Source organism: Micromonospora sp. NPDC051141 (genome assembly GCF_044455765.1).
Lineage (GTDB): Bacteria > Actinomycetota > Actinomycetes > Mycobacteriales > Micromonosporaceae > Micromonospora.
Window position 1 is genome coordinate 493,336 of the sequence record NZ_JBITFD010000002.1, and the last position, 23,756, is coordinate 517,091.

General features: G+C 74.5%; 25 protein-coding genes. 16 read left to right on the forward strand and 9 right to left on the reverse strand.

Annotated features, from left to right (window positions below):
- Positions 1-41: 41 nt before the first annotated feature.
- Entirely contained in the window at positions 42-329 is a 288-nt protein-coding gene (locus ACIA6B_RS04595; protein WP_396770939.1) for a GNAT family N-acetyltransferase, read from the reverse strand.
- Positions 326-1,552, reverse strand: a complete 1,227-nt coding sequence (locus tag ACIA6B_RS04600; RefSeq protein WP_396770941.1) for a cysteine desulfurase-like protein — start codon at positions 1,550-1,552, stop codon at positions 326-328. Before ACIA6B_RS04600 ends, ACIA6B_RS04595 begins: the two co-directional genes overlap by 4 nt.
- 59 nt (positions 1,553-1,611) lie before the next feature.
- Here ACIA6B_RS04600 and ACIA6B_RS04605 point away from each other — a divergent pair, with 59 nt between their 5' ends.
- The 7 genes from ACIA6B_RS04605 to ACIA6B_RS04635 all read left to right on the forward strand — a co-directional run bounded on the left by ACIA6B_RS04605 (position 1,612) and on the right by ACIA6B_RS04635 (position 5,984).
- Complete coding sequence (locus ACIA6B_RS04605; protein ID WP_396770943.1) at positions 1,612-1,977, forward strand: hypothetical protein; 366 nt, start codon at positions 1,612-1,614, stop codon at positions 1,975-1,977.
- Positions 1,978-2,054: 77 nt separating this feature from the next.
- Complete coding sequence (locus ACIA6B_RS04610; protein WP_396770945.1) at positions 2,055-2,876, forward strand: DUF1206 domain-containing protein; 822 nt, start codon at positions 2,055-2,057, stop codon at positions 2,874-2,876.
- A 78-nt stretch (positions 2,877-2,954) separates the two neighbouring features.
- Positions 2,955-4,151, forward strand: a complete 1,197-nt coding sequence (locus tag ACIA6B_RS04615; RefSeq protein WP_396770947.1) for a mechanosensitive ion channel family protein — start codon at positions 2,955-2,957, stop codon at positions 4,149-4,151.
- Between the two features lie 275 nt (positions 4,152-4,426).
- Positions 4,427-4,861 carry a phage holin family protein gene (locus tag ACIA6B_RS04620; protein ID WP_107160733.1) on the forward strand — a complete coding sequence of 145 codons (435 nt, stop codon included), beginning with the start codon at positions 4,427-4,429 and terminating at the stop codon, positions 4,859-4,861.
- The gene (locus ACIA6B_RS04625) at positions 4,858-5,223 is read left to right on the forward strand and encodes a DUF3618 domain-containing protein (RefSeq protein ID WP_396770949.1); all 366 of its coding nucleotides are present in this window, start codon (positions 4,858-4,860) and stop codon (positions 5,221-5,223) included. The genes ACIA6B_RS04620 and ACIA6B_RS04625 overlap by 4 nt, the downstream gene beginning before the upstream one ends.
- Positions 5,220-5,492, forward strand: a complete 273-nt coding sequence (locus tag ACIA6B_RS04630) for a DUF4235 domain-containing protein (RefSeq protein ID WP_396770951.1) — start codon at positions 5,220-5,222, stop codon at positions 5,490-5,492. Before ACIA6B_RS04625 ends, ACIA6B_RS04630 begins: the two co-directional genes overlap by 4 nt.
- 288 nt (positions 5,493-5,780) lie before the next feature.
- On the forward strand, positions 5,781-5,984 hold the full coding sequence (locus ACIA6B_RS04635; RefSeq protein WP_091424054.1) for a cold-shock protein: 204 nt from the start codon (positions 5,781-5,783) through the stop codon (positions 5,982-5,984).
- Positions 5,985-6,078: 94 nt separating this feature from the next.
- On the opposite strand, the gene ACIA6B_RS04640 is transcribed toward ACIA6B_RS04635, so the two are convergent.
- Together ACIA6B_RS04640 and ACIA6B_RS04645 are read right to left on the reverse strand one after the other, a co-directional pair.
- Positions 6,079-6,270, reverse strand: a complete 192-nt coding sequence (locus ACIA6B_RS04640; RefSeq protein WP_396770954.1) for a hypothetical protein — start codon at positions 6,268-6,270, stop codon at positions 6,079-6,081.
- 94 nt (positions 6,271-6,364) lie between these two features.
- Positions 6,365-7,348, reverse strand: coding sequence for an aldo/keto reductase (locus ACIA6B_RS04645; protein ID WP_396770955.1), 984 nt, complete (start codon positions 7,346-7,348; stop codon positions 6,365-6,367).
- Positions 7,349-7,435: 87 nt separating this feature from the next.
- Here ACIA6B_RS04645 and ACIA6B_RS04650 point away from each other — a divergent pair, with 87 nt between their 5' ends.
- Both ACIA6B_RS04650 and ACIA6B_RS04655 read left to right on the forward strand, forming a co-directional pair.
- Positions 7,436-8,227: a trans-aconitate 2-methyltransferase gene (locus ACIA6B_RS04650; RefSeq protein WP_396770957.1), complete on the forward strand. Its 792-nt coding sequence runs from the start codon at positions 7,436-7,438 to the stop codon at positions 8,225-8,227.
- Positions 8,224-9,249 (forward strand): adenosine deaminase, encoded by a 1,026-nt coding sequence (locus ACIA6B_RS04655; protein ID WP_396770959.1) that lies wholly within the window; start codon positions 8,224-8,226, stop codon positions 9,247-9,249. The genes ACIA6B_RS04650 and ACIA6B_RS04655 overlap by 4 nt, the downstream gene beginning before the upstream one ends.
- A 212-nt stretch (positions 9,250-9,461) precedes the next feature.
- On the opposite strand, the gene ACIA6B_RS04660 is transcribed toward ACIA6B_RS04655, so the two are convergent.
- Entirely contained in the window at positions 9,462-10,850 is a 1,389-nt protein-coding gene (locus ACIA6B_RS04660; RefSeq protein ID WP_396770961.1) for an ATP-binding protein, read from the reverse strand.
- A 29-nt stretch (positions 10,851-10,879) separates the two neighbouring features.
- On the reverse strand, positions 10,880-11,569 hold the full coding sequence (locus ACIA6B_RS04665) for a response regulator transcription factor (RefSeq protein WP_107160748.1): 690 nt from the start codon (positions 11,567-11,569) through the stop codon (positions 10,880-10,882).
- A 73-nt stretch (positions 11,570-11,642) separates the two neighbouring features.
- Here ACIA6B_RS04665 and ACIA6B_RS04670 point away from each other — a divergent pair, with 73 nt between their 5' ends.
- The gene (locus ACIA6B_RS04670; RefSeq protein WP_396770964.1) at positions 11,643-12,572 is read left to right on the forward strand and encodes an ADP-ribosylglycohydrolase family protein; all 930 of its coding nucleotides are present in this window, start codon (positions 11,643-11,645) and stop codon (positions 12,570-12,572) included.
- Between the two features lie 434 nt (positions 12,573-13,006).
- Here ACIA6B_RS04670 and ACIA6B_RS04675 read toward each other — a convergent pair whose 3' ends face one another.
- Positions 13,007-13,999 carry a DUF1775 domain-containing protein gene (locus ACIA6B_RS04675; RefSeq protein ID WP_396770966.1) on the reverse strand — a complete coding sequence of 331 codons (993 nt, stop codon included), beginning with the start codon at positions 13,997-13,999 and terminating at the stop codon, positions 13,007-13,009.
- A gap of 200 nt (positions 14,000-14,199) precedes the next feature.
- Here ACIA6B_RS04675 and thrS point away from each other — a divergent pair, with 200 nt between their 5' ends.
- Complete coding sequence (thrS, locus tag ACIA6B_RS04680; RefSeq protein WP_396770968.1) at positions 14,200-16,209, forward strand: threonine--tRNA ligase; 2,010 nt, start codon at positions 14,200-14,202, stop codon at positions 16,207-16,209.
- A gap of 50 nt (positions 16,210-16,259) precedes the next feature.
- Complete coding sequence (locus ACIA6B_RS04685) at positions 16,260-16,805, forward strand: HIT domain-containing protein (RefSeq protein WP_281939582.1); 546 nt, start codon at positions 16,260-16,262, stop codon at positions 16,803-16,805.
- Positions 16,806-16,891: 86 nt separating this feature from the next.
- Here the strand turns inward: ACIA6B_RS04685 and ACIA6B_RS04690 are convergent, their stop codons facing one another.
- Positions 16,892-17,428 (reverse strand): hypothetical protein, encoded by a 537-nt coding sequence (locus tag ACIA6B_RS04690; protein ID WP_396770970.1) that lies wholly within the window; start codon positions 17,426-17,428, stop codon positions 16,892-16,894.
- Positions 17,429-17,510: 82 nt separating this feature from the next.
- Here ACIA6B_RS04690 and ACIA6B_RS04695 point away from each other — a divergent pair, with 82 nt between their 5' ends.
- Both ACIA6B_RS04695 and ACIA6B_RS04700 read left to right on the forward strand, forming a co-directional pair.
- Positions 17,511-18,275, forward strand: coding sequence for a hypothetical protein (locus tag ACIA6B_RS04695; RefSeq protein ID WP_396770972.1), 765 nt, complete (start codon positions 17,511-17,513; stop codon positions 18,273-18,275).
- 290 nt (positions 18,276-18,565) lie between these two features.
- Positions 18,566-19,624: an aldo/keto reductase gene (locus ACIA6B_RS04700; RefSeq protein WP_396770973.1), complete on the forward strand. Its 1,059-nt coding sequence runs from the start codon at positions 18,566-18,568 to the stop codon at positions 19,622-19,624.
- Between the two features lie 156 nt (positions 19,625-19,780).
- On the opposite strand, the gene ACIA6B_RS04705 is transcribed toward ACIA6B_RS04700, so the two are convergent.
- A complete protein-coding gene (locus ACIA6B_RS04705; RefSeq protein ID WP_396770975.1) occupies positions 19,781-21,943 on the reverse strand; it encodes an elongation factor G-like protein EF-G2 in 2,163 nt (720 codons plus the stop codon).
- Between the two features lie 252 nt (positions 21,944-22,195).
- Between ACIA6B_RS04705 and pgsA the strand changes: the two genes are divergently transcribed.
- Positions 22,196-22,816 carry a phosphatidylinositol phosphate synthase gene (pgsA, locus tag ACIA6B_RS04710; RefSeq protein ID WP_396770977.1) on the forward strand — a complete coding sequence of 207 codons (621 nt, stop codon included), beginning with the start codon at positions 22,196-22,198 and terminating at the stop codon, positions 22,814-22,816.
- Positions 22,813-23,748 carry a phosphatidylinositol mannoside acyltransferase gene (locus tag ACIA6B_RS04715; protein WP_396770979.1) on the forward strand — a complete coding sequence of 312 codons (936 nt, stop codon included), beginning with the start codon at positions 22,813-22,815 and terminating at the stop codon, positions 23,746-23,748. The genes pgsA and ACIA6B_RS04715 overlap by 4 nt, the downstream gene beginning before the upstream one ends.
- Positions 23,749-23,756 lie beyond the last annotated feature (8 nt).

The following is a 23,756-nucleotide window of genomic DNA, read 5'->3' on the forward strand; positions in this document are numbered from 1 at the left end:
CGGCCCGGCCGGGTGGGGAGGTCCCCCGGTCGGGTCGGGCCTCAGGGCGCGTCGACCACCAGGTCGGCGTACTCCGGGTGCCGTTCGATGAACGCGGCCATGAACGGGCAGCGGGGCACCACCCGGCCACCGTTGGCGCGCACCTGGTCCAGCGTGCCCCGGATCAGCGCGGCGCCCACGCCCTGCCCCTGGTAGCGGTCCTCGACCTCGGTGTGCGTGAAGACCAGCACCTCACCGCGCGGCAGGTACGCGGTGAAACCGGCCAGCGCGTCGTCGACCAGGATCTCGAAGCGGTGCTTGGCGGGGTTCTCCTCGACCAGGAAGCTCACCGGACCATTGTCCCCTCGCCGTCGGCCAGCCGGTCGAGTTCGGCCAGCAGCCGGTCCACCTCGTCGACCGTGTTGTAGTGGTAGACGCTGGCCCGCACCGCGCCGCCGCTGTCGCGCAGACCCATCGCCTGGAAGTACTCGTAGGCGTAGTAGTCGCCGGAGGAGAGGCAGAGGTCCGCCTCGCCGAGCGCCGCGGCGGTCTCCGCCGGGGTCCGCCCGGCCACCCGGAACGACACCGTGGGGCAGCGCCGGGCGGGCGTGCCGTACACCGTGACGAAGGGTCGGGAGGCCAGCCCGGCGAGCAGCCGGTCGAAGACCGCCTCCTCGTGCGCCCGGGCGGCGGCCAGGCCGGCCTGGACCCGCGCCCGGCGGTCGCCGGTCGCGGCCGGGTCGAGCGACGCCAGGTGGTCCACCGCGGCGGTCACGCCGGCCAGCAGCGGGAAGCTGGGCGTGCCGTACTCGAAGCGGTCCGGGACCGTGTCGGCGGAGGGCAGCAGCTTCGCCGGGCGCAGCGCCGCCCACCGCGCCGGGTCGGCGACCATCGCCGCCAGGTGCGGGCCGGACCACTTGTACGCGCTGGTGACCAGCACGTCCGCGCCCAGTGCGGTCAGGTCGGTGGGGCCGTGCGGCACCGAGTGCACCCCGTCCACGCAGACCAGCGCGCCGACCGCGTGCGCGGTCCTGGCGATCGCCGGCACGTCCGGCGCGGTGCCGATCGCGTTGCTGCCGGCGGTCACCGCGACCAGCCGGGTGCGCTCGCCGACCAGGTCGGCGTACTGGCCGGCGGGCAGCTCACCGGTGGCCCGGTCGAACTCGGCCCAGCGCACCGTCGCGCCGGCCGCCTCGGCGGCCTGCACCCAGGGCCGGACGTTGGCGTCGTGGTCCAGCCGGGAGACCACCACCTCGTCGCCCGGTCGCCAGCCGGCGCCCAGCGTCCGGGCCAGCGTGTAGCTCAGCGCGGTGGCGCTGGGCCCGAGCACCACGCCCGACGGGTCCGCGCCGAGCAGGTCGGCGACCGCGGCCCGGGCGTCGGCGACCAGTTCCAGCGCGCGCCGGCCGGGCCGGAAGGCGGTGCTGCGGTTGCCCATGGCGGCGCGCATGGCGTCGGCCACCGCCTCGATCACCCCGGTCGGGGTCTGGGTGCCACCGGCGCCGTCGAAGTGGGCGAAGCCCTCGCCCAGCGCGGGATACGACCCCCGCACCCGGGCAACATCAAAAGCCATCCCCGCACCCTAGCCTGCGGGGCCGGGAGCGGTGGTGGTGAGCACGTACCGTTGGGGAGGTGACGAACCGACGCGCCACCTTCCCCCCGACCCCCACCCGTCGTGCCGCCGGGCTGCTCGCCGGTCTCGCCCTCGGCGCCGCGTTGCTCGCCGGATGCAGCTCCAACGGCGCCGACACCGACTGCGGCCTGGACGCCTGCACCATCACCTTCGACCGTGGCGTGGACGCCAGCGCCACCGTCCTCGGCGTCGAGGCCAAGCTCATCGGCGCCCAGGACGACCAGGTCACCGTCGAGGTGGCCGGGGAGCAGCTCTCGCTCACCACCGGCCAGCAGGCCACCGAGGTCGGCGGCTTCCAGGTCAGCCTGGACAGCGTCACCGACCAGAACGTCACGCTGCGGGTGGCGCGCAACCCCAACAACTGATCGGATTCGGCCGGGCGGCGGTCGGCGGCGGCGGGCGGTGACGTTTGGAAAACTGCACGTCGGGAGATTGAGGGCCCATGTCTCTCACCCGGAACGCCGGAGCCACCGCCGCCCAGGCCAAGAACAGCCGGTGGCTCGAACTGCTGACTCGCGCCGGTTTCATCGGCTACGGAATCGTCCACCTCCTCTTCGCCTGGCTGGCGCTACAGATCGCCTTCGGAAAGTCCGGGGAGGAGGGCAACCAGAACGGCGCGCTGCGCACGCTCGGCGAGCAGCCGCTCGGCAAGTTCGTGTTGGTGGTGATCGCCGTCGGCCTCTTCGCCATGGCCATCTGGCAGGCCAGCGAGGCGTTTGTCGGTCACCGGTCCAGGACCGGCAAGGAGCGCACCTTCGAGCGGATCGCCTCGGTCGTCCGGGTGATCATCTTCGTCTGGCTGGGCTGGACCGCGATCAAGGTCGTCCAGGACGCCAGCTCCAACTCCTCGGACCAGCAGCAGCAGCTCACCGAGAAGCTGATGGCCTCCGACGGCGGCCGGTGGCTGGTCGGCCTCGCCGGTGTGGTGCTCGCCGCGGTCGGCATCGGCATGGTGATCTACGGCCTGAAGAAGAAGTTCGAGCGCAACCTGAAGACCGGTGAGATGAGCCCGAAGACCCGCCAGCTCACCCGCCGCCTCGGCATGGCCGGGTACGCCGCCCGGGGCGCCGTCTTCGCCATCGCCGGCCTGCTGATCGTGGTCGCCGCCGTCAAGTACGACCCGGAGAAGGCGCGCGGCCTGGACGCCGCCCTGCGGACGCTGCGCGACCAGGCGTACGGGCCGTGGCTGCTGGCGCTGATGGCGCTCGGCATCGCCGCGTTCGGTGTCTACTGCTTCTTCCAGTCCCGGTACCGCAAGGTCTGAGCCTGGTCGATACCCGGACCGCGGGGCACCATTGGGCCTTTGTGCCCGAATCCGCGCGGGCCGGAGGGAGAGAATGACGTGCAGAGCTATCTGGTGACCGTCGCCGCCGCGCTCGCCGCGGCGGCGGTCGCGTTGGTGCTGGTCGAGGTGGTGCACCGGGTCACCCGCCGGCTCGGTCGCCGCTCGCTGCTGATGACCGAGCTGACCGAGCACTCGCACCGCGCGTTCCAGGTCGCCGCCACCGTGGTCGGCGTCCAACTCGCGGTGCGGTTCACCACGCTCTACGCGGTGGGCAGCCCGTGGCGGCAGTTCGTGCTGCACACGCTGGTGCTGGCGATGATCGCCGCGGCGGCCTGGCTGGTGGCCTCGTTGCTGGTGGTGGCGGAGGACACCGCGCTGGCCCGGTTCCGGGTGGACGTGCCGAACAACCGGCACGCCCGCCGGGTGCGGACCCAGGTGGTGCTGCTGCGCCGGCTGACCATCGCGGTGATCGTGATCCTCGCCGTCGGCGTGATGCTGATGACGTTCCCGGCCGTACGCGGCATCGGCGCCGGCGTGCTCACCTCCGCCGGTGTGGTCGGTGTCGTCGCCGCGCTCGCCGCGCAGAGCCTGCTCGGCAACGTCTTCGCCGGCCTCCAGCTCGCCTTCAGCGACGCGGTACGCCTCGACGACGTGGTGGTGGTCGAGGGGGAGTGGGGCCGGATCGAGGAGCTGACGCTCAGCTACGTGGTGGTGCAGATCTGGGACGACCGCCGGTTGATCCTGCCCACCTCGTACTTCACCAGCAAGCCGTTCCAGAACTGGACCCGCACCGAGGCGGCGGTGCTCGGCACCGCCGAGTTCGACCTCGACTGGGCCATCCCGGTGCAGGCCATGCGGGAGGAGCTGCGTCGGCTCTGCGAGGGCACCGAGCTGTGGGACGGCCGGGTCTGCGTGCTCCAGGTGACCGACGCGACGGGTGGGATGGTCAAGGTCCGCGCGCTGGTCAGCGCCGCCGACGCCGGCAGCCTCTGGGACCTGCGCTGCCTGGTCCGCGAGCACCTGGTGACCTGGGTCCGCGACCACCGCCCGACCGCCCTGCCCCGGCTGCGGACCGAGGTGGGCGACGCGACCGGTCCGCTGCCCTGGCAGGTGGTGCAGCCGCGCCGGACGGCCCGCCGACCGGCCGACACCGAGGCGCACGACGACGCGCGGGTCTTCGGCGGCAGCGACGACGGGGACGCCCGCAGCGAGGTGTTCGTGGGTCGCGAGGACCACGCCGAGGCCCGCCGCTGAGCCGTCGTACCCCGATCGGAGCCCCCGGCCGCCCGCGCGGCGCCGGGGGCTCTCCGTGCGTGCCGAGCCTGGGGCCGGACGCCCGGGGTTCGGAGCCGGCCGGGCCGGACGGGTTTGCCCGGCCGAGTTCCGGGGACCTGCTGCGCACGCCCCGGATTCCGGCTGTTCGACGCCGGGCGCCGGTGGCGCGCGGCCGGGCCGACCGGCCGCCCCGCGCAGGATTGACGGGCGGCGACTCCGGGCATACAGCGCGGTGATGAAGAAAGGAGGACAGCATGGCTGACGTCGCGAGTCACAGTACGTCCCGGACCGGGCACGAGCCGTCCACCGCGGAACTGGTGCAGCGGGCCACCGAACAGGTCACCCGTCTGGTACGGGACGAGTTGACGCTGGCCCGGGCGGAGCTGACCCAGAAGGGCAAGCACGCGGGGATCGGGATCGGTCTGTTCGGCGGCGGCGGGGTGATGGCCCTCTACGGCGCCGGCGCGCTGGTCGCCACCGTGATCCTGCTGCTGGCACTGGTCATGCCGGCGTGGCTGGCCGCCCTGATCGTGGCGGTGGTGCTGTTCCTGCTCGCCGGGATCCTGGCGCTGGTGGGCAAGAAGCAGGTCAGCCGTGCCGTCCCGCCGGTGCCGGAGGCGACGGTCCGCAGTGTGCGGGCGGACGTCGACACGGTCACCGCCGCGGTGAAGGACGGGAGGCGGGCGTGACCGGCAACGGGAACGAGAAACAGAACGGGAACGGGACCCCGGACGTGGCGGCGCTCCGGGAGGAGATCCGCCGGACCCGGGTGGAACTCGGTGAGACGGTGGAGCTGCTGGCGGCCCGGGCCGACCCGAAGGCGCTGGTGCGGCACTCCGCCGAGCAGGCCAAGGCGAAGGTGCGCCAGGAGGCGTCGCTGACCGTCGCCCGGGTGCGCACGCGGGCCACCGAGCGGGCCCGGCAGGTCCGGGCGCAGGCGTACGAGTCGGGTGAGGCGGTCGGGCGCAACCCGGTGCCGTGGGCGGCAGTCGCGGCCGGCGCGTTGGTTACCGTGGTGGTGCTGTTGGTGGTCCGAGGGAGGCGCAGGTGAGCGGCAGGATCGGCAAGGCGGCCTACAAGCCGGTGGGGGTGCTGCTCGGCCTGGCCGCCGGCACGGTCGCCGGAATGATCTTCCGGCAGGTCTGGAAGCTGACGGCGGGCGACGGCGACGCGCCGAGCGCCACCGACGAGGACCGCGGGTGGGGTGAGGTCCTGGCCGCCGCGGCGCTCCAGGGTGCGATCTTCGCGGCGGTGCGCGCCGCCGTGGACCGGGGCGGCGCGGTCGGCGTACGCCGGCTGACCGGGCACTGGCCGGACTGAACCAGCTCGATCGAGGGCCCCTTTCCCATGGCGTGGGAGAGGGGCCCTTCGCGTTTCCGGACCCCGGCCATCCGTCGATCTCCGGACAACTTTCAGGTCACATGTCGGAGAACTTCGTCCGGTAGGCTGTGCGAAGTTTTTGCGTACGTGGTTTGCTGTCTCACGCTGTTGCGAGACGCGTGGGTTGAGGGACGTTCCCGGCACGGGGGCCGCCTCAGGCGCCGCTGCTCGAAAACGGCCAATCGGCCGCACGGCGTGCTCGGCCGCCAGTTTTAGAAGGAGTTGCACATGGCGCAGGGAACCGTGAAGTGGTTCAACGCTGACAAGGGCTTCGGCTTCATCACCGTCGACGGCGGGGGTGCAGACGTGTTCGTCCACTTCTCGGCCATCCAGTCCAGCGGCTACCGCACGCTGGAGGAGAACCAGCGGGTGGAGTTCGAGATCGCCCAGGGTCAGAAGGGTCCGCAGGCCGAGCAGGTCCGCCCCATCTGAGCTGACACCGCGCCGGCCCCGCCGGCCGGTGCACGAAGCCCCGCATCCCGTACGGGAGGCGGGGCTTCTCCGTGTTCCGGCGGGCGGGTGCGCCTCAGCGGCGCCGGGCCCGCATGCCGAGCCAGAGCGCCACGAACCCGGCCAGGACGACCACCGGGCCGACAAGTGCCCAGATCCGCCTGTCGGTCAGCACGCTGCCCTCGACGTAGCCGAGCCCCAGCACGGTCCAGAGCGTGCCGACCACCACCGCCAACAGGCCCATGGTGAGCCGGAACCAACCCCTCATCGCGCCCCCTCCGACGACGTCCGCCCCACCCCAGCATGCCCGCCGACGCCGGTCGCGGGCGACGCCGCGCCGACGGACCGGGCCGGTGCGGTGGTCACCACCGGTCGTGCACCTGCGGCCGGATCAGCTCGTCGTAGGTGGCCCGCACGGAAGCCAGCTCCACCTCGGTCAGTGGCGGCTGGCCGGCCGCCTCGGCGTTGCGCCGGGCCTGCTCGGCGGAGCGGGCGCCGGGGATCACCACGGTCACGCCGGGCTGGTCGAGGATCCAGCGCAGCGCGAACTGCGCCATGGTGCGGTCGTCGCCGACCAGAGGCGCGAGCCGGCGTACCGCGGCCAGGCCGAGGTCGTAGTCGACGCCGGAGAACGTCTCGCCGACGTCGAACGACTCGCCGTGCCGGTTGAAGGTGCGGTGGTCGTCCGCCGGGAACGTGGTGTGCTCGTCGTAGCGGCCGGAGAGCAGGCCGCTGGCGAGCGGGACCCGGGCGATGACGCCCACCCCGGCCGCGGCGGCGGCCGGCAGCACCCGCTCCAGCGGCTTGTGCCGGACCGCGTTGAGGATGATCTGCACGCTGGCCACGCCGGGCCGGGCGATGGCGGTGAGCGCCTGGTCGCAGGTCTCCACGCTGACGCCGTACCCGGCGATGCGCTTCTCGGCGACCAGCGTGTCCAGGGCGTCGAAGACGCGGTCGTCGGCGAAGACCGCGGTGGGCGGGCAGTGCAGCTGCACCAGGTCGAGCGTGTCGACGCCGAGGTTGGCCCGGGAGCGGTCGGTCCAGGCCCGGAAGTTGTCGAGCGTGTACGCCTCCGGCGTCTGCGGCACCCGCCGGCCCATCTTGGTGGCGACGGTCAGCCCGTGACCCGGGTGGGCCCGCAGGAACCGGCCGATGAGCTGTTCGCTGCGGCCGTCGCCGTACACGTCGGCGGTGTCCAGGAAGGTGACGCCGGCGTCGACGGCGGTGGTCAGCACGTCGAGCGCCGCGTCCTTACTGACCTCGCCCCAGTCGGCGCCGAGCTGCCAGGCGCCGAGTCCGATGATGCCCACGTGCCGGCCGAGCCGGTCGAAGTTGCGCTGTTCCATCCGGTCGAGCCTAGTGAGCGGGTTGCCGTGGCGCTCGCGGGGCAATACGGTCGCTAGCAAGACGTACGTACGGTTTGGAGGCTTGTCATGTGGGACCCGAGCACCTACCTGCGCTATTCCGACGAACGCTCCCGGCCCTTCCACGACCTGCTGGCCCGCGTCGGCGCCGCGCGCCCGCGCGCGGTGGTCGACCTCGGCTGCGGGCCCGGCACGCTCACCGCCGGGCTCGCCGAGCGCTGGCCCGGCAGCCGGATCACCGGCCTCGACTCCTCGTCCGAGATGGTCACCCGGGCCGCCGCCCTGGCCGCCCCGGTCACGTTCGCCGTCGGCGACGCCCGCGACTGGCGGCCGGCGCCGGACGTCGACGTGCTGGTCGCCAACGCGGTGCTCCAGTGGGTGCCCGGCCACCGCGAGCTGCTCACCCGCTGGGCCGTCGAGCTGCCGCCGGACGCCTGGCTGGCGTTCCAGGTCCCCGGCAACTTCGCCGCGCCGTCGCACCGCGCGCTGCGCGAGGTCGCCGGCCGGGACCGGTGGCGCCAGCCGCTCGCCGGGCTGCTGCGCGAGGCGCCGGTCGGTGAACCCGTCGACTACGCCACGCTGCTGACCGGGGCGGGCTGCGCGGTGGACGCCTGGGAGACTACCTATGTGCACCTGCTTCCGGTCGCCGGCGCGGACCACCCGGTGCTGACCTGGATGGAGGGCACCGCGCTGCGCCCCGTCCGGGCCGCGTTGGACGCCGCCGGCTGGGCCGACTTCCGGGTCGAGCTGGGGGCCCGCCTCGCCGAGGCGTACCCGGTACGGCAAGGTCAGGTGTGTTTCCCATTCCGTCGGATCTTCGTGGTGGCCCGCACCGGCGCCCGCGCAGAGGAGAACCCGTGACCGACCTGTCCACCTTCATCGCCGGCCTGCCCAAGGTGGAGCTGCACGTGCACCACGTCGGCTCCGCCTCGCCCCGGATCGTCGCCGAACTGGCCGCCCGGCACGAGGGGCGCAGCCCTGTCCCGGCCGACCCGGAGGCGCTCGCCGACTACTTCGCGTTCCGCGACTTCGCCCACTTCATCGACATCTACCTGAGCGTGGTGGACCTGATCCGGGACGCCGACGACGTCTGGCTGCTCACCCACGAGGTGGCCCGCGAGCTGGCCCGCCAGCAGGTCCGCTACGCCGAGCTGACCGTCACCCCGTACTCGCACGTGCACCGGGGCATCCCCGCGCCGGCGTTCTGCGAGGCGATCGAGGACGCCCGCAAGCGCGCCGAGGCCGACTTCGGCATCGCGCTGCGCTGGTGTTTCGACATCCCCGGCGAGGCCGGGCTGCCGGCCGCCGAGCAGACGCTGCGCATCGCGCTGGACGAGCGGCCGGACGGGCTGATCAGCTTCGGTCTCGGCGGCCCCGAGATCGGCGTGCCCCGGCCCCAGTTCAAGCCCTGGTTCGACCAGGCCCGCGCCGCCGGGCTCCGGTCGGTCCCGCACGCCGGAGAGACCACCGGGCCGGAGACCATCTGGGACGCGCTACGCGAGCTGGGCGCCGAGCGGATCGGCCACGGCATCTCCGCCGTGCTCGACCCCGCGCTGCTGGCCCGCCTGGCGGAGCGCCGGATCCCGCTGGAGGTCTGCCCCACCTCGAACGTCCGCACCCGGGCGGTGGCCAGCCTGGACGAGCACCCGCTGCCGCAGCTCGTCGAGGCCGGCGTGCCGGTCAGCATCAACTCCGACGACCCGCCGATGTTCGGCACCACGCTCGACGAGGAGTACGCCGTCGCCGCCCGGCTGCTGAAACTCGACCCGCACGGGGTGGCCGCGCTGGCCCGCGCCGCGGTGGACGCCGCGTTCCTGGCGCCGGCCGAGGCGACCCGGATCAAGGCCGAGATCGACGCGTACACGGCGGGCGCGGCGCGCTGACCGACCGGACGGAGAGCGGCGCGCGACGGGAGCGAGGTGTGGGGGGACCGGACTCCCGCCGCGCGCACGGATCCGTCGGCCGGAAGGTGTTACGGGGCGTCCCGGCCGACGGAACTGATGGGTTCTGTCAGAGATCCTGGCATTTCGCGGCGGTGTCGGGGTGGTCGTTAAACCACTCCTAAGGAGAACTTGCGCCGGCCCACAAGCAGGGGTCAGCGCGGGCGCGGCCAGCGCCGTCCGGCGCGTGGCTCCCGGGCCTCCCGGGTCATCCGACCGACCAGCCCGAACCGGTTGACCTGCCGGGGCGCCGCGTCCGGATCGGCCAGCAGCATCACCACGCTGGCCCCGCCGAGCCGGGCCCGGTCGATGCTCACCGAACCGTTGGCCTGCAACGCGACCCGCTTGGCGATGTCCAGCCCGAGCCCGGTGGAGCCCTTGTCGCTCTCGCCCCGGCGCAGTGCCCGGTCCGGGTTGGCGATGCCCGGCCCGGCGTCGTCGATCCGGATCGCCACCCAGCCGTCCCGGCGGCTCACCGCCACCTCGAACGCGGTGCCCTGCGGCGTGTAGCGGAACACGTTGCCGATCACCGCGTCGAGCGCGGCGGCCAGCTCGGCCCGGGGCACCGGCGCGGGGATGCGCAGTTGCGCCCCGACCACCCGGTGCGGCCGGTTCTGGTCGCCGGCCAGCGCCGACCAGAAGACCATCCGGTCCCGCACCACCTCGCTGACGTCGCAGGACGCCGGGGCGGACTCCTGGCTGACCGCCTTGCGGGTCGTCTTGATGAGCTGGTCGACCTCGCCCTCCAGCGTGACGATGGCCTGCCGGATCCGCCGGATGCCGCGTCGCCGGTCCAGCTCCGCCTCGCTGAACGTGCCGATGCTGGTGTCGTCGGACTCCAGGGCCTCCGCGTCCAGCCGCAGCGCGGTCAACGGGGTACGCAGCCGGTGCGACAGGTCGGCGACGAGTTCGTGCTCGTCGGCGCGGAGCGCCACCAGCCGTTCCGCCATCCGGTTGAACGCGTGCCCCGCCTCGGCCAGCTCCCGGGGACCGGCCGGCTCGACCCGTACGCCCAGCTCGCCGTCGCCCACCGCGAGCGCCGCCTTGACCAGGTCGCCGGTGGCGTCCACGGCCCGGGCCGCCACCCGGTCGACCACGATCACCGCGGCGCCGACAAGCGCCAGCGCCACCGCGAGCAGCAGCAGCCACCGCCCACCGCTGCCCGCGTCGAGCACCTCGTCGGGGACGAAGACCTCCACCACGGCCACCCGGTCCCCGAGCACCACCGGATCCAGCCGCAGCACGCCACCGTCCACCTCGGTCACCACCGAGCGCCGCTGCGCGGCGGCGTCGGCCAGCGCGGCGGCGTCGGCGCGGCCGGTGGACTCGTCGGCGCCGACGCCGTGCACGACCGGCCGCAGCGCCGGGTCGTCACCGCTGGCCGCCACCGCCCGCCGGACCACCTCCGGGTCGGTGCTGACCGCCAGCGCGCCGGTGACCAGCGCGCCGCGCCGGGCGGCGTCGGCCAGCTTCTCCTCGCGGGACTGGTCCGACAGGGTGATCCCGAGCGGGACGAGGAAGGCGAGCGCGACCAGGCTGCACATGCCGGCGGTGAGCCAGGCCAGCGCCGTCCTCAGTCCGGTGCCACCAGCCGGAAGCCGACCCCCCGCACGGTGCGCAGGTAGCGCGGCTTCGCCGCGGACTCGCCCATTTTGCGGCGGAGCCAGTACAGGTGAACGTCGATGGTCTGGTCCTCGCCGACCGATGGCTGCCGCCATACCTCCTCCAAGAGTTCCCGCCGGGACACTACCCGGCCGGGACGCGCGGCGAGATACGCCAGCAGGTCGAATTCCTTGCGGGTCAGCGCCAGCGCCTCCCCGTCCAGCACCGCGCTGCGCTCGCCCACGTCCACCCGCAGGCCGCCGACGGTGTGCACGGCCGGTTGCACGGTACGGCTGGCCCGACCGGCCCGGCGCAGCACGGTGGTGATCCGGGCGTCCAGGTGCGCGCCCGTGAACGGCTTCACCATGTAGTCGTCCGCGCCGGCCCGCAGCAACCGGACCACCGACTGCTCGTCGTCGCGGGCGGTGGCGATGATGATCGGCACGTCCGTGATGCCGCGCAGCATCCGCAGCGCGTCCGAACCGTCCAGGTCCGGCAGGCCCAGGTCGAGCACCACCAGGTCGGGCGTCTCCGCGGCGACCCGGCGCAACGCGTCCAGCGCCGTGCCGACCGCGTGCACCGCGTGGCCCCGGTCGGTCAGCGACCGCAGCATCGCGCCGCGGACGACGTGGTCGTCTTCGACCAGCAGGACGGTTGCCACGTCAGCACCGTACTCGGCGTGGCAAGTCGGTCGCGTTGCGGCAGGCCGGGGAACCGGGCAAGCTGGAACGGCGATGACGTTCACCCTCTTCCCCGACGCCCGTCTCACGCTCGCCCGCGACGCGCTGGCCGGCCTGTCGGTGGGCGACGCGCTCGGCTCCCAGTTCTTCGTGCCCGGCCGGCAGCCGGCCGACCTCGCCGAGGGCCGGCTGCCCGCGCCGCCGTGGGAGTGGACCGACGACACCGAGATGGCCTGTTCCGTGGTGGCCGAGCTGGCCGCCGCCGGACGGATCGACCGGGACCGGCTGGCGCTGGCGTTCGCCGAGCGTTGCGAGCCGTACCGGGGTTACGGCCCGGGCGCGGTGACCGTCCTGCGGCTGATCCGCACCGGCACGCCGTGGCCGGTGGCCGCCGCGGCGGCGTTCGACGGGCAGGGCTCCTGCGGCAACGGCGCGGCCATGCGGGTGGCCCCGCTCGGCGCCTGGCACGCCGACTCCACCCGGCGCGCCGCCGACCAGGCCCGGGCCTGCGCCGAGGTGACCCACGCGCACCCGGAGGGGATCGCCGGCGCGGTGGCCGTGGCGGTGGCCGCCTCGCTGGCCGCCCGGGCCCGTCTCGACGGCGACCGGCCCGAACCCGCCCGCCTGCTCACCGCCGTGGCCGGCGCGCTCGACCCGGCCGGCGAGGTGCACCGGGGCGTCCGCCGGGCCGCCGCGCTGCTCGGTCGCCCGGCCGCCGAGGTGGTCGACGCGGTGGGCAACGGCTCGCGGGTCACCGCGCAGGACACCGTCCCCTTCACGCTCTGGGTCGCCGCCACGATGCTGGCCGACTACCCGGCCGCGATCCGCGCCTGCGTGGAGGCGGGCGGCGACGTGGACACCACGGCCGCGATCGTCGGCGGCGTCGTCGCCGCGTACGCCGGGGTCGGCACGCCCGGCGGCGTGCCGGAGGGCTGGCTGACGGCGCGCGAGCCGCTGCCCGGCTGGCTCACCGCCCCGGCCTGATCCCGCTCCGTCGGCGCTTCGGCGAGGCTCGACCGGCGCCGCGCGGCGCCCGGCACGCTTCTCGGACCCGCTGCGCCGCCCGCGCCTGTCACGCCCGCTGTGCCGCCCGGGCCCGGCATGCTCCGCGGACCCGCTGTGCCGCCCGCGCCCGGCATGCTCCGCGGACCCGCTGCGCCGCCCGCGCCCGGCATGCTCCGCGGACCCGCTGCGCCGCCCGCGCCCGGCACGCCCGCTGCGCCGCCCGCGCCTGGTGCCGCCCCCGGCGGCTGCCGCCCGCCCCACCATCACCGTCAGTGACGGGCCGGGATGGCATGGTACGGCGGAACGATATACCCCAGCGTCATAATTATGACTCCGAGGTATATCGCTTGGCGGACTCACCATCCCCGAAGCGCGACACGCCGGCGACGTGCCGTCCCGACACGCCCGCGCGCTCACGCGGGCGGGCGCGCGCCGCCGACCGGGACGGGCTCGACCACGCCGTAGCCGCCGCCGTCACGGTCGCGGTCGCCGTCGCCGTCGCGGTCACGGTCGTCGCCGCCGTCGCCGTCGCCGTCGCCGTTGCCGTCGCGGTCGCCGTCCGTCGCGCTCCGGTGCGCGATGCCGGCCGGGGGTCCGGCGGCGGTGGGGGAGTCGGGTCCGGGCGCCAGGGCCATGGCGCCGCGTCGGCGGCGGCTGAGCAGCCAGCCGATCGCCCCGCCGCCGGCCAGGCCGGCGAGCAGGCCACCGCCGAGCAGCAGGTCCGCGCTCGGCCCGTCGTCGGCCGCCGGCGACGCGGCGGTCACGTCGGCCGGCGCCGGGTCGCCCGGCGCGCCGTGGCCGCCGTGCGCGCCGCCGGCCGCACCGGCGGCACCGACCGCACCGGCGTCGCCGCCGTGCGGGGCGGCCCCCGACAACGGCGGCAGCAACGTGACGGTCGGCGCCGGGTGCGCGCCGCCGGCCGGGTCCGCCCAGCGGACCACCGTGCCGTCGGCGTACGTCTGCACCACGGTGAAGGTCAGCCGGTCGGTGGCCGGCATCGGGCCCATGCCCAGGGGCAGCCGGACCGCCCCGGCGCCGCCGCCGGGCACCCGCAGCCAGGTCACCGCGTGCGTCACCTGGTTCAGTTCGGCGGCGTGGATGCCGGCCACCGGCTGGTCCAGGGTGCGGGTGGTGATGGTCGGCGCCCAGTCCGGCACGGACAGCGGGTAGACCTCGCCGATCGGCGCGTCCGCCGGCATGGTCAGCTCGATCTTGCTGGTCCGGGTGCCGGGGCGGTCGGCGGGCACCACCACCGACAGCTCGATCGCGTCGCCCTGGCGTACCTCGCCGGGAGAGGTTGTGACGGTCACGCCGGCGGCGGCGGCCGGGCCCGGCCAGCTCACCGCTCCGGCCAGCGCGGCGGCCAGCAGCGACGCCGCCCACCGGCCCTGACGGGTCATCCTCATGGTCGTCCCCATCCTCGTCGACTGGGGCCGGTTCCGGCTCCGGCCCCACCCGGTAGTTCGGCCGGGAGGACGGAAAGGTTCAACGCGGCGGGGAACTCGTGACCGGCGGGCCGGCGTCGGCGTCGGCGTGGTCCGGGTGACCGATAGCATCGCAGGGGCCGGTCCCCGGCAGATCCGTACCGTCGACGACAGGAGTCACCGTGTCCGCACCCCGTACCCCCGCCGTGGCCGACCCCGTCGTCGTCGCCGCCGGGACCACGGCGGCCGACGCGGTGGCCGCGGCCGGCCTGCCCACGACCGGGCCCAAGGCCGTCGTGGTGGTCCGCGACCCGCGCGGTCAGCTCCGCGACCTGGACTGGGTGCCGGCCGAGGAGACCACCGTCGAGCCGGTGGCGCTGAACAGCCCGGCCGGCCTGGAGGTGCTCCGGCACTCCACCGCGCACGTGCTCGCGCAGGCCGTGCAGGACGTCTTCCCGGAGGCGAAGCTCGGCATCGGCCCGCCGATCGAGAACGGCTTCTACTACGACTTCGGCGTCGACAAGCCGTTCCAGCCGGACGACCTGGCCAAGCTCGAGAAGCGGATGCAGGAGATCGTCAAGTCCGGCCAGCGGTTCCGCCGGCGGCGCTTCGCCAGCCTGGACGAGGCCCGGGCCGAGCTGGCCGCCGAGCCGTTCAAGCTGGAGCTGATCGAGGTCAAGGGCGAAGGGCTGGACTCCTCCGAGGTGATGGAGGTGGGCGGCGGCGAACTGACCATCTACGACAACCTCGCCGCGAACGAGGAGAAGGTCTGCTGGTCGGACCTGTGCCGGGGTCCGCACCTGCCGAACACCCGGCTGATCGGCGCGTTCAAGCTGATGCGCTCCGCCGCCGCGTACTGGCGGGGTTCCGAGAAGAACCCGCAGCTCCAGCGCGTCTACGGCACCGCGTGGCCGACCCGGGACGAGCTGAAGGCGTACCTGAAGCTGTTGGAGGAGGCCGCCCGGCGCGACCACCGCAAGCTCGGCGCGGACCTCGACCTGTTCAGCTTCCCCGACGAGATCGGCTCCGGCCTGCCGGTCTTCCACCCCAAGGGTGGCGTGCTCAAGCGGGTGATGGAGGACTACGTCCGCAACCGCCACATCGAGGAGGGCTTCCAGTACGTCGGGACGCCGCACATCTCCAAGGAAGGTCTCTTCCACACCTCGGGACACCTGCCCTACTACAAGGACACGATGTTCCCGCCGATGGAGATGGAGGGCAGCGACTACTACCTCAAGGCGATGAACTGCCCGATGCACAACCTGATCTACCGGTCGCGCGGACGGTCCTACCGGCAGCTCCCGATCCGGCTGTTCGAGTTCGGGTCGGTCTACCGGTACGAGAAGTCGGGCGTGATCCACGGGCTGACCCGGGTGCGCGGCTTCACCCAGGACGACTCGCACTCCTACTGCACCCGTGAGCAGGCGCCGGCGGAGATCAAGCATCTGCTGGGGTTCGTGCTCAGCCTGCTGCGTGACTTCGGCATCGACGACTTCTACCTGGAGCTGTCCACCCGCGACGACACCCGGCCGGACAAGTTCGTCGGCACCGACTCCGACTGGGCCACCGCCACCGCCGTGCTGGAGGAGTGCGCCCGGGAGACCGGCCTGGACCTGGTGCCCGACCCGGGCGGCGCGGCGTTCTACGGCCCGAAGATCTCCGTGCAGGCCAAGGACGCCATCGGCCGGACCTGGCAGATGTCGACGATCCAGTACGACTTCAACCAGCCGAAGGGCTTCGGGCTGGAGTACCAGGCCGCCGACGGCACCCGGCAGCAGCCGGTGATGATCCACTGCGCGAAGTTCGGCTCGATCGAGCGGTTCATCGGCGTGCTCACCGAGCACTACGCGGGCGCGTTCCCGGCCTGGCTCGCGCCGGTGCAGGTGGTCGGCATCCCGATCCGCGACGACCACGGCGACTACCTGGAGGAGTTCGCGGCGACGCTGCGCCGGCACGGGATCCGGGCCGAGGTCGACCTGGGCGACGACCGGATGCAGAAGAAGATCCGTAACGCGCAGCAGCAGAAGATCCCGTTCATGGTGATCGCCGGCGACGACGACGTGGCCGCCGGCACGGTCTCGTTCCGCTACCGGGACGGCTCGCAACGCAACGGGGTGCCGTTGGCCGAGGCGGTGGCGCACGTCCGCGAGGTGACGGAGTCGCGCACCAACAGCGGTCCCAGCGCCGGCTGAGCGGCGGCGCTGGTCAGCGGCGGCGGGGCGCGGATCGTAGGATCGCCGGTGTGACAGGGGTGGAGCGGCACACGGACAGTGGCCTGGCGGACGGGCTGGACCGGCTCTGGACGCCGCACCGGATGACCTACATCTCCGGCGACGACAGGCCCGAGGGCGGGTACGAGAAGCCGACCGGCTGCCCGTTCTGCCTGGCTCCGGGCCGGCCGCCGGAGGAGAGCCTGGTGGTGGCCCGGGGCGAACACGTCTTCGCGGTGCTCAACCTCTATCCCTACAATCCGGGTCACCTGCTGATCTGCCCCTACCGGCACGTGGCCGACTACACCGAGCTGGACGCGCCGGAGACGACCGAGCTGGCCGCGTTCACCAAGGACGCCATGCGGGTGGTCCGGCGTACCTCCAGCGCGCACGGGTTCAACCTGGGCATGAACCAGGGCGGCGTGGCTGGCGCGGGCATCGCCGCGCACCTGCACCAGCACGTGGTGCCGCGCTGGGGCGGCGACGCCAACTTCATGCCGGTCATCGGCCGCACGAAGGTGTTGCCGCAGTTGCTCGCCGACACCCGCGCCCTGCTCGCCGAGGCGTGGCCCGCCTGACTCGCCGCAGCCGGCCCCGCACCGGCGCGACTTCGCGCAGCCGGCCGCTCATCGGCGCGACTCGGCGTAGCCGGCCGCGTACCGGCTCAGCGCAGCCGGCCCCGCACCCGGGCGAGTCGGCGGCGGGCTCCGGTGGCGGTCCGCTGGGCCGCCGCGGCCCGGTCCGCGGCGAGTTCCGCGCGGACCGCGAGCTGACGCAGCCGACGCTGCACCATCCGGTCGCCGTGCCGCGCGATCCACAGGCAGACCCCGGCCAACGGCAGCTCGACCAGCGCCGCAAGCACCACCGACACCACCAGGTCCGGTCCGGGCGGCGTGGTCGTCACGTCGAACCAGGCGTCCACCGCGAGCATGGTCGCGATGGCGGCGGCGGCGAGCACCACCTGCCGGTTCCCCCGGTACGCATGCCAGGCGGTCAGCCCGAGCAGCGCCACCAGGCCCAGGTCGAAGCCGACCCAGGCGGCCCGGTAGTGCACGGTGACCTGGTGCCGGGGCAGGGTGAACGCCAGGTAGCCGATCCAGGGCAGGGTGAGCACGGCCAGCGCCACGAACGTGGGCGCCACCCAGCGGGGCGCCGGGCGTACCCGAGCCGCCTCGTCGACCTGATCCACCGACGTCTCCATGCGCGCCTCCCGGCCCCGGTGGTGCCCGCGCCACCGGGCTCGGCAAACCCGATGGTCACCCCTCGACAGTACGATCTTGCGCATGGCCCTGTTGCACCGCGCGGAACTGCGCCCCTCGAAGTTGGAGCTGCTCGCCGGGTGGCTGCCCGGCCGGCCCTGGTTCACCGGCGGCGCCGACGGGCCGGTGACCCGGGTGGCGGCCTACCGGTTCGACGACCCGGCTGGCGAGGTCGGCATGGAGACGCTGCTCGTGCGCGCCGGAGACGGGCCGGTGCTCCAGGTGCCGCTGACCTACCGGGGCGCCCCGCTGCCCGGCGCGGAGCGGTTCCTGGTCGGCGTGGTCGAGCACTCGGTGCTCGGCCGCCGCTGGGTGTACGACGCCTGCGGTGACCCGGTCTACCCGCCCGCACTGGCCGCCGCGGTGCTCACCGACGCGGGCCAGGCGGAGGAGCACTTCGAGGTCGACGGCGAGCGGGAGGTGCGGGCCCCGAGCATGACCGTGTCGGGCAGCCGCACCGACCGCGCGCTGCCGGTCGGCCCGGCCGACGAGGTGGTGGACGGCGATCCCACGGTGATCCGCGTCGACGGGGTGGAGTTGGCCCTGGTCCGCCGGCCCGTCCCGGCCGACGCGCGGGCCGGCGTCGCGGCCGACGCGCGGGCCGGCGTTTCGGGCGACGCGCGGGCCGGCGTTTCGGGCGACGCGCGGGCCGGCGTTTCGGGCGACGCGCGGACCGGCGTCGCGGCCGACGCGCGGGCCGGCGTTTCGGGCGACGCTCCGGCGGTGGGGCGCCTCGTCGGTGGGTGGCCGGGCCTCGACGCGCCGGTGCTGCTGGCCTACGCCCGCTGACCCCGGCCGTTGCGGGCCGCGGTTCGCGGCCGGGTGCCGGGTGCCGGCGTCCCGCCCCGCTTCGACGGGCGGCGCTCGACGGTGTGGCGCTCGACGGTGTGGTGCTCGACGGTGTGGCGCTCGACGAACGATCGCTCCGGAGCGATATGACGAGGAGTCATAATTATGACTCTGCGGTATATCGCTTAGCCGGCGATACCTCCCCGCTGGCAACACGGAGCGTGACGAGAAGCCGGGACAGCCGGTGACGAACGGGCCCGCGCGTGCCGGGAAGGTGACAGGATTCGGCGATGGCAGTCAGCACGCGGCCACTCGGCCGCAGCGGCATCGAGGTGAGCGCGCTCGGCATGGGGTGCTGGGCGATCGGCGGCCCGTGGGCCGAGGGCGCCCGCCCGTTGGGCTGGGGCGCGGTCGACGACGACGAGTCGGTCCGGGCGGTCCGCCGGGCGCTCGACCTCGGGGTGACGCTCTTCGACACCGCCGACACGTACGGGGCCGGGCACGGCGAGCGGGTCCTCGGACGGGCCCTCGCGGGCCGGCGTGACGAGGCGGTGATCGCCACCAAGTGGGGCTACACGTTCGACGAGCGCACCCGGCAGGCCACCGGCGAGAACGCCTCGCCGCAGTACCTGCGCCGGGCGGTGGTCGACTCGCTGCGCCGGCTGGACACCGACCGGATCGACCTCTACCAGCTCCACCTCGGCGACCTGCCGCTGCCCCGGGCCGAGGCGCTGGTCGGCACGCTGGACGAACTGGTCGCCGCCGGCCTGATCCGGGCGTACGGCTGGAGCACCGACCGGGCCGACCGGGCCGGCGCCTTCGCCCAGGTGGCCCACGGTGCCGCCGCCGTGCAGCACGCGTTGTCGGTGCTGCGGGACGCCCCCGCCATGCTGGCCGCCTGCGACAAGCACGACCTGGCCAGCCTGGCCCGGGGGCCGCTCGGGATGGGACTGCTCACCGGCAAGTACACGCCGGAGTCCACGCTGCCCCGCGACGACGTGCGCGGCCTCGGGCCGACCTGGCTGGAGTGGTTCCGCAGCGGCCGGCCGGCCCCGGAGTGGCTGCGCCGGGTGGCCGCGGTCCGGGACGCGCTCACCGCCGACGGCCGTACCCTGGCCCAGGGGGCGCTCGGCTGGATCTGGGCGCGCAGCGACCGGGCGGTGCCGATCCCCGGCGCCCGTACGGTCGTCCAGGTGGAGGAGAACGCCGCCGCGCTGGCCCGGGGCCCGCTCGCCCCGGACCACTTCGCCGAGGTCGAGCGCCGACTCGCGGCGGTCAGGTCGGCCGCCCGCCGCGACGCCGACCGCCCGCACTGGCCGATGCCCCCCGTCCCCACCGTCCGCCCCTGACCCATCCCCCTCCCCGCTGACCCCCGCGCAGATTCACGGAAAGCGTGGCCATTCCGGCTCGGATGGCCACGCTTTCCGTGAATCTGCGCCCCCGGGGAGGGGCGGGGCGCCCCCCCGGGAGAGGCGGGGAGGGGCGGGGAGGGGTGGGGGTCGGGGTCAGGGGTGGGGGGTGGACTCCTTGACGGCCTGGTCGGCCAGGTGTGGGGGCATGGGGTCGTGGCGGGCGAACTCGCGGCGGAACGTGCCGGTGCCGGCGGTCATCGCGCGCAGCTCGACCGCGTACCGCAGCAACTCGGTGGCGGGCACCTCGGCGCGCACCAGCGTGCGGCCCTCGGCGTCCGGGTCGGGCTCGGTGCCCAGCACCCGGCCGCGCCGGCCGGACAGGTCGCCCATGACCGCGCCGACCGAGGAGTCGGGCACCCGGACGACGACCTCGTCGACCGGCTCCAGCAGCGTCGGCCGGCCCTTCTCGGCGGCGTCGCGCAGCGCCAGCGCGCCCGCGGTCTGGAACGCGGCGTCGGACGAGTCGACGCTGTGCGCCTTGCCGTCGACGAGCGTCACCCGCAGGTCCACCACCGGGAAGCCGGCGACCAGACCGCGTTCCATCTGCGCCCGGACGCCCTTCTCCACCGACGGGATGTAGTTGTGCGGGACCGCGCCACCGACCACCCGGTCGACGAACTCGAAGCCGGCGCCCCGGGGCAGCGGCTCCACCTCAAGGTCGCAGACCGCGTACTGGCCGTGGCCGCCGGACTGCTTGACGTGCCGGCCGTGCCCCCGGGAGGCGACGGTGAGCGTCTCCCGCAGCGACACCCGGACCGGCTCGGTGTCCAGCTCGACGCCGCCGCCGCGCAGCCGGTCGAGCACCACGTCGGCGTGCGCCTCGCCCATGCACCAGAGCACCAACTGGTGGGTCTCCGGGTTGCGCTCCAGGCGCAGCGTCGGGTCACCGGCGACCAGCCGGGACAGGTTGCGGGCCAGCGCGTCCTCGTCGGCCCGGCTGCGCGCCACGATCGCCACCGGCAGCAGCGGCTCGGGCATCTCCCAGGGCGCGATCAGCAGCGGTTCGTCCTTGGCGGACACGGTGTCGCCGGTCTCCGCGCTGCCCGACTTGGTGATCGCGCAGAGGTCACCGGCGACGCACACCGGCACCTCGCGCAGCGTCGCGCCGAGCGGGCTGTAGACGTGCCCGACCCGCTCGTCGGCGTCGTGGTCCGGGTGGCCGCGCTCGGCCAGGCCGTGCCCGGACACGTGGACCACCTGGTCGGGGCGGAGCGTGCCGGAGAAGACCCGGACCAGCGAGACGCGCCCGACGTGCCGGTCCACCGTCGTCTTGACCACCTCGGCGACCAGCGGGCCGTCCGGGTCGCAGGTCAGCGGCGGGCGGGGCGAGCCGTCCAGCCCGGTGACCGCCGGCAGGTCGTGCTCCAGCGGCGACGGGAACGCCGCGACCAGGCCGTCGAGCAGCGCGTCCAGGCCGACGCCGGTCTCCGCGCAGACCGGCACCACCGGGTAGAAGTGGCCGCGGGCGACCGCCGTCTCCAGATCGGCGATGAGCACCTCGGGGTCGATCTGCTCGCCGCCGAGGTAGCGGTCCATCAGGGTCTCGTCCTCGCTCTCCGCGATGATCCCCTCGATCAGCTCGTCCCGGGCCTCCTGGATGGCCGGCAGGTGCTCCGGGTCCGGCTCACGCACCGCCGGCGGCAGCCCGCCGGAGTAGTCGAACACCCGGCGGGTGATCAGGCCCATCAGCCCGGCCACCGACTCGCCGTCGTCGCCCAGCATCGGCAGGTAGAGCGGGAGCACGTTGTCGCCGAAGACGCGCTGACAGAGCGCCACCGCCTCGTCGAAGTCGGCGCGCGGGTGGTCCAGCCGGGAGACCGCCACCGCACGCGGCATGTCCACCGCGGCGCACTCCTCCCAGAGCGCGGCGGTGGCAGCGTCCATCCCGTCGACCGCGGAGACCACGAACAGCGCGGCGTCGGCGGCGCGCAGCCCGGCGCGCAGCTCGCCGACGAAGTCGCCGTAACCGGGCGTGTCCAGCAGGTTGACCTTGACGTCGCGGTGGACCAGCGGGGCGCAGGCCAGGCTCACCGAGCGTTGCTGGCGGACCGCCGCCGGGTCGTGGTCGCAGACCGTGGTGCCCTCGGTGACGGCGCCGGCCCGGCCGATCGTGCCGCTGGCCGCGAGCAGCGCCTCGACAAGCGTGGTCTTGCCCGCGCCGGAGTGCCCGACGAGCACCACGTTGCGAACCCTGCCGGGCTCGGTCACCACCGGCGCGCCGCCGGTGACACCCTTCTCGTGACTCTTCTGCGCCATCGCGGCGCACCTCCCTCAACCGGTGGTGGTGGCGACCGCCGCGGGCGACGGGAGCGGACCCCCGGGGTGGGTGCCGCGGCGATATCTTCCGGTGGACTCCTGCGGGACGGGAACGCCGACCGTGATCCGGTGAACTGGCTCACCTCCCACGCTCGATCTCACACCCGCGCCGGTGCCGGCACAAGGTCCGCCGGGCGGGTCGTCCGCCCGGCTGTGTCCCCGGTCCCGGCCGGCCGTTATCGTGGGACCGCCATGGCGAAGATCTTCCAAGTGACGGCCCGAGCGGGGATGACCCGCGTCGTGGAGCCGATCGCGCGCGGACTGCTCCGCGCGGGCGTGTCCCCCAACGCGGTCACCGTGACCGGCACCGTCGGCGTGCTCGTCGGCGCGCTCGGCTTCGGCGCGCGCGGCCAGCTTGTCGCCGGTGCGCTGATCGTCACGGTCTTCGCCCTCACCGACCTGCTTGACGGCACGATGGCCCGGATGAGCGGCGGCTCCACCCGGTTCGGGGCGTTCCTCGACTCGAGCATGGACCGGGTCGCCGACAGCGCGGTGTTCGGCGCGGTCGCCTACTGGCTGGCCACCCAGCACCAGTACCGGGGGGTGGCCGCCGCGCTGGTCTGCCTGGCCGCCGGCGGCCTGGTCTCCTACGTCAAGGCCCGCGCCGAAGGGCTCGGCATGACCTGCAACGTGGGCATCGCCGAACGCACCGAACGGCTGCTCATCGTGGGCGTCGGCGGTGTGCTCACCGGCGTCGGGCTGGACCGGGCCCTGGAGGTCGCGCTCTGGCTGCTCGCCGCCGTCTCGATCTTCACGGTCGGGCAGCGGATGGCACACGTGTACCGGCAGGCCCAGCGGGTCGGCGCCGAGTGAACCTCACCGAGGCGGGCTACATCGCGGGTTGGCGCCTGGTCCGGGCGCTGCCCCGGCCCGTCGCGGCCGCGGCCTTCCGGGCGGGCGCCGACCGCGCCCACCGCAGGGACGGCGGGGGTACGCGTCGACTGCGCGCCAACCTGCGCCGGGTGGTCGGCCCCGAGCTGCCCGACGCCGAGCTGGACGCGCTGGTCCGCGCCGGCCTGCGCTCCTACGCCCGCTACTGGCTGGAGGCGTTCCGGCTGCCCGGCCTGAGCCGGGCGGAGATCCTCGCCGGGTTCCGCCTCGACGGCCAGGAGTTGCTCGCCGCGGACGTGGCGGCCGGGCGGGGCGCGGTGGTGGCACTGCCGCACGGCGGCAACTGGGACGCGGCCGGCGCCTGGGTGGCGGCCACCGGCTGGCCGATGACCACGGTGATGGAGCGGCTCAAGCCGGAGGGCGTCTACGAGCGGTTCGTCGCGTTCCGGGCGGGGCTGGGGATGGAGATCCTGCCCACCCACGGTGGCCCGCGTCCGCCGTTCGACGTCCTGGCCGACCGGCTACGGGCCGGCGCGGTGGTGCCGCTGCTCGCCGACCGGGACCTGTCGGCCCGGGGCGTCGAGGTGGACTTCTTCGGCGGCCGGACCCGGATGCCGGCCGGCCCGGCGCTGCTGGCGCTGCGCACCGGCGCGCCGCTCTACGTCGCCTCGATGTGGTACGAGCCGGACGCCGCCTGCGCCTCGATCGAGGGCCCGCTGGCGCTGCCGGAGCCGGACAGCGCCCCGCTGGACGCCCGGGTCAAGCTGGTGACCCAGCGGATAGCCGACGGTCTGGCGGCGGGCATCGCCCGGCATCCGCAAGACTGGCACATGTTGCAGCGGATGTGGCTGGACCAGGGACCGGCCGGGGCGCCGACGTCGGCGCAGCCGCCGGCCACCACCGGGACGGTCTAGGGGGACGC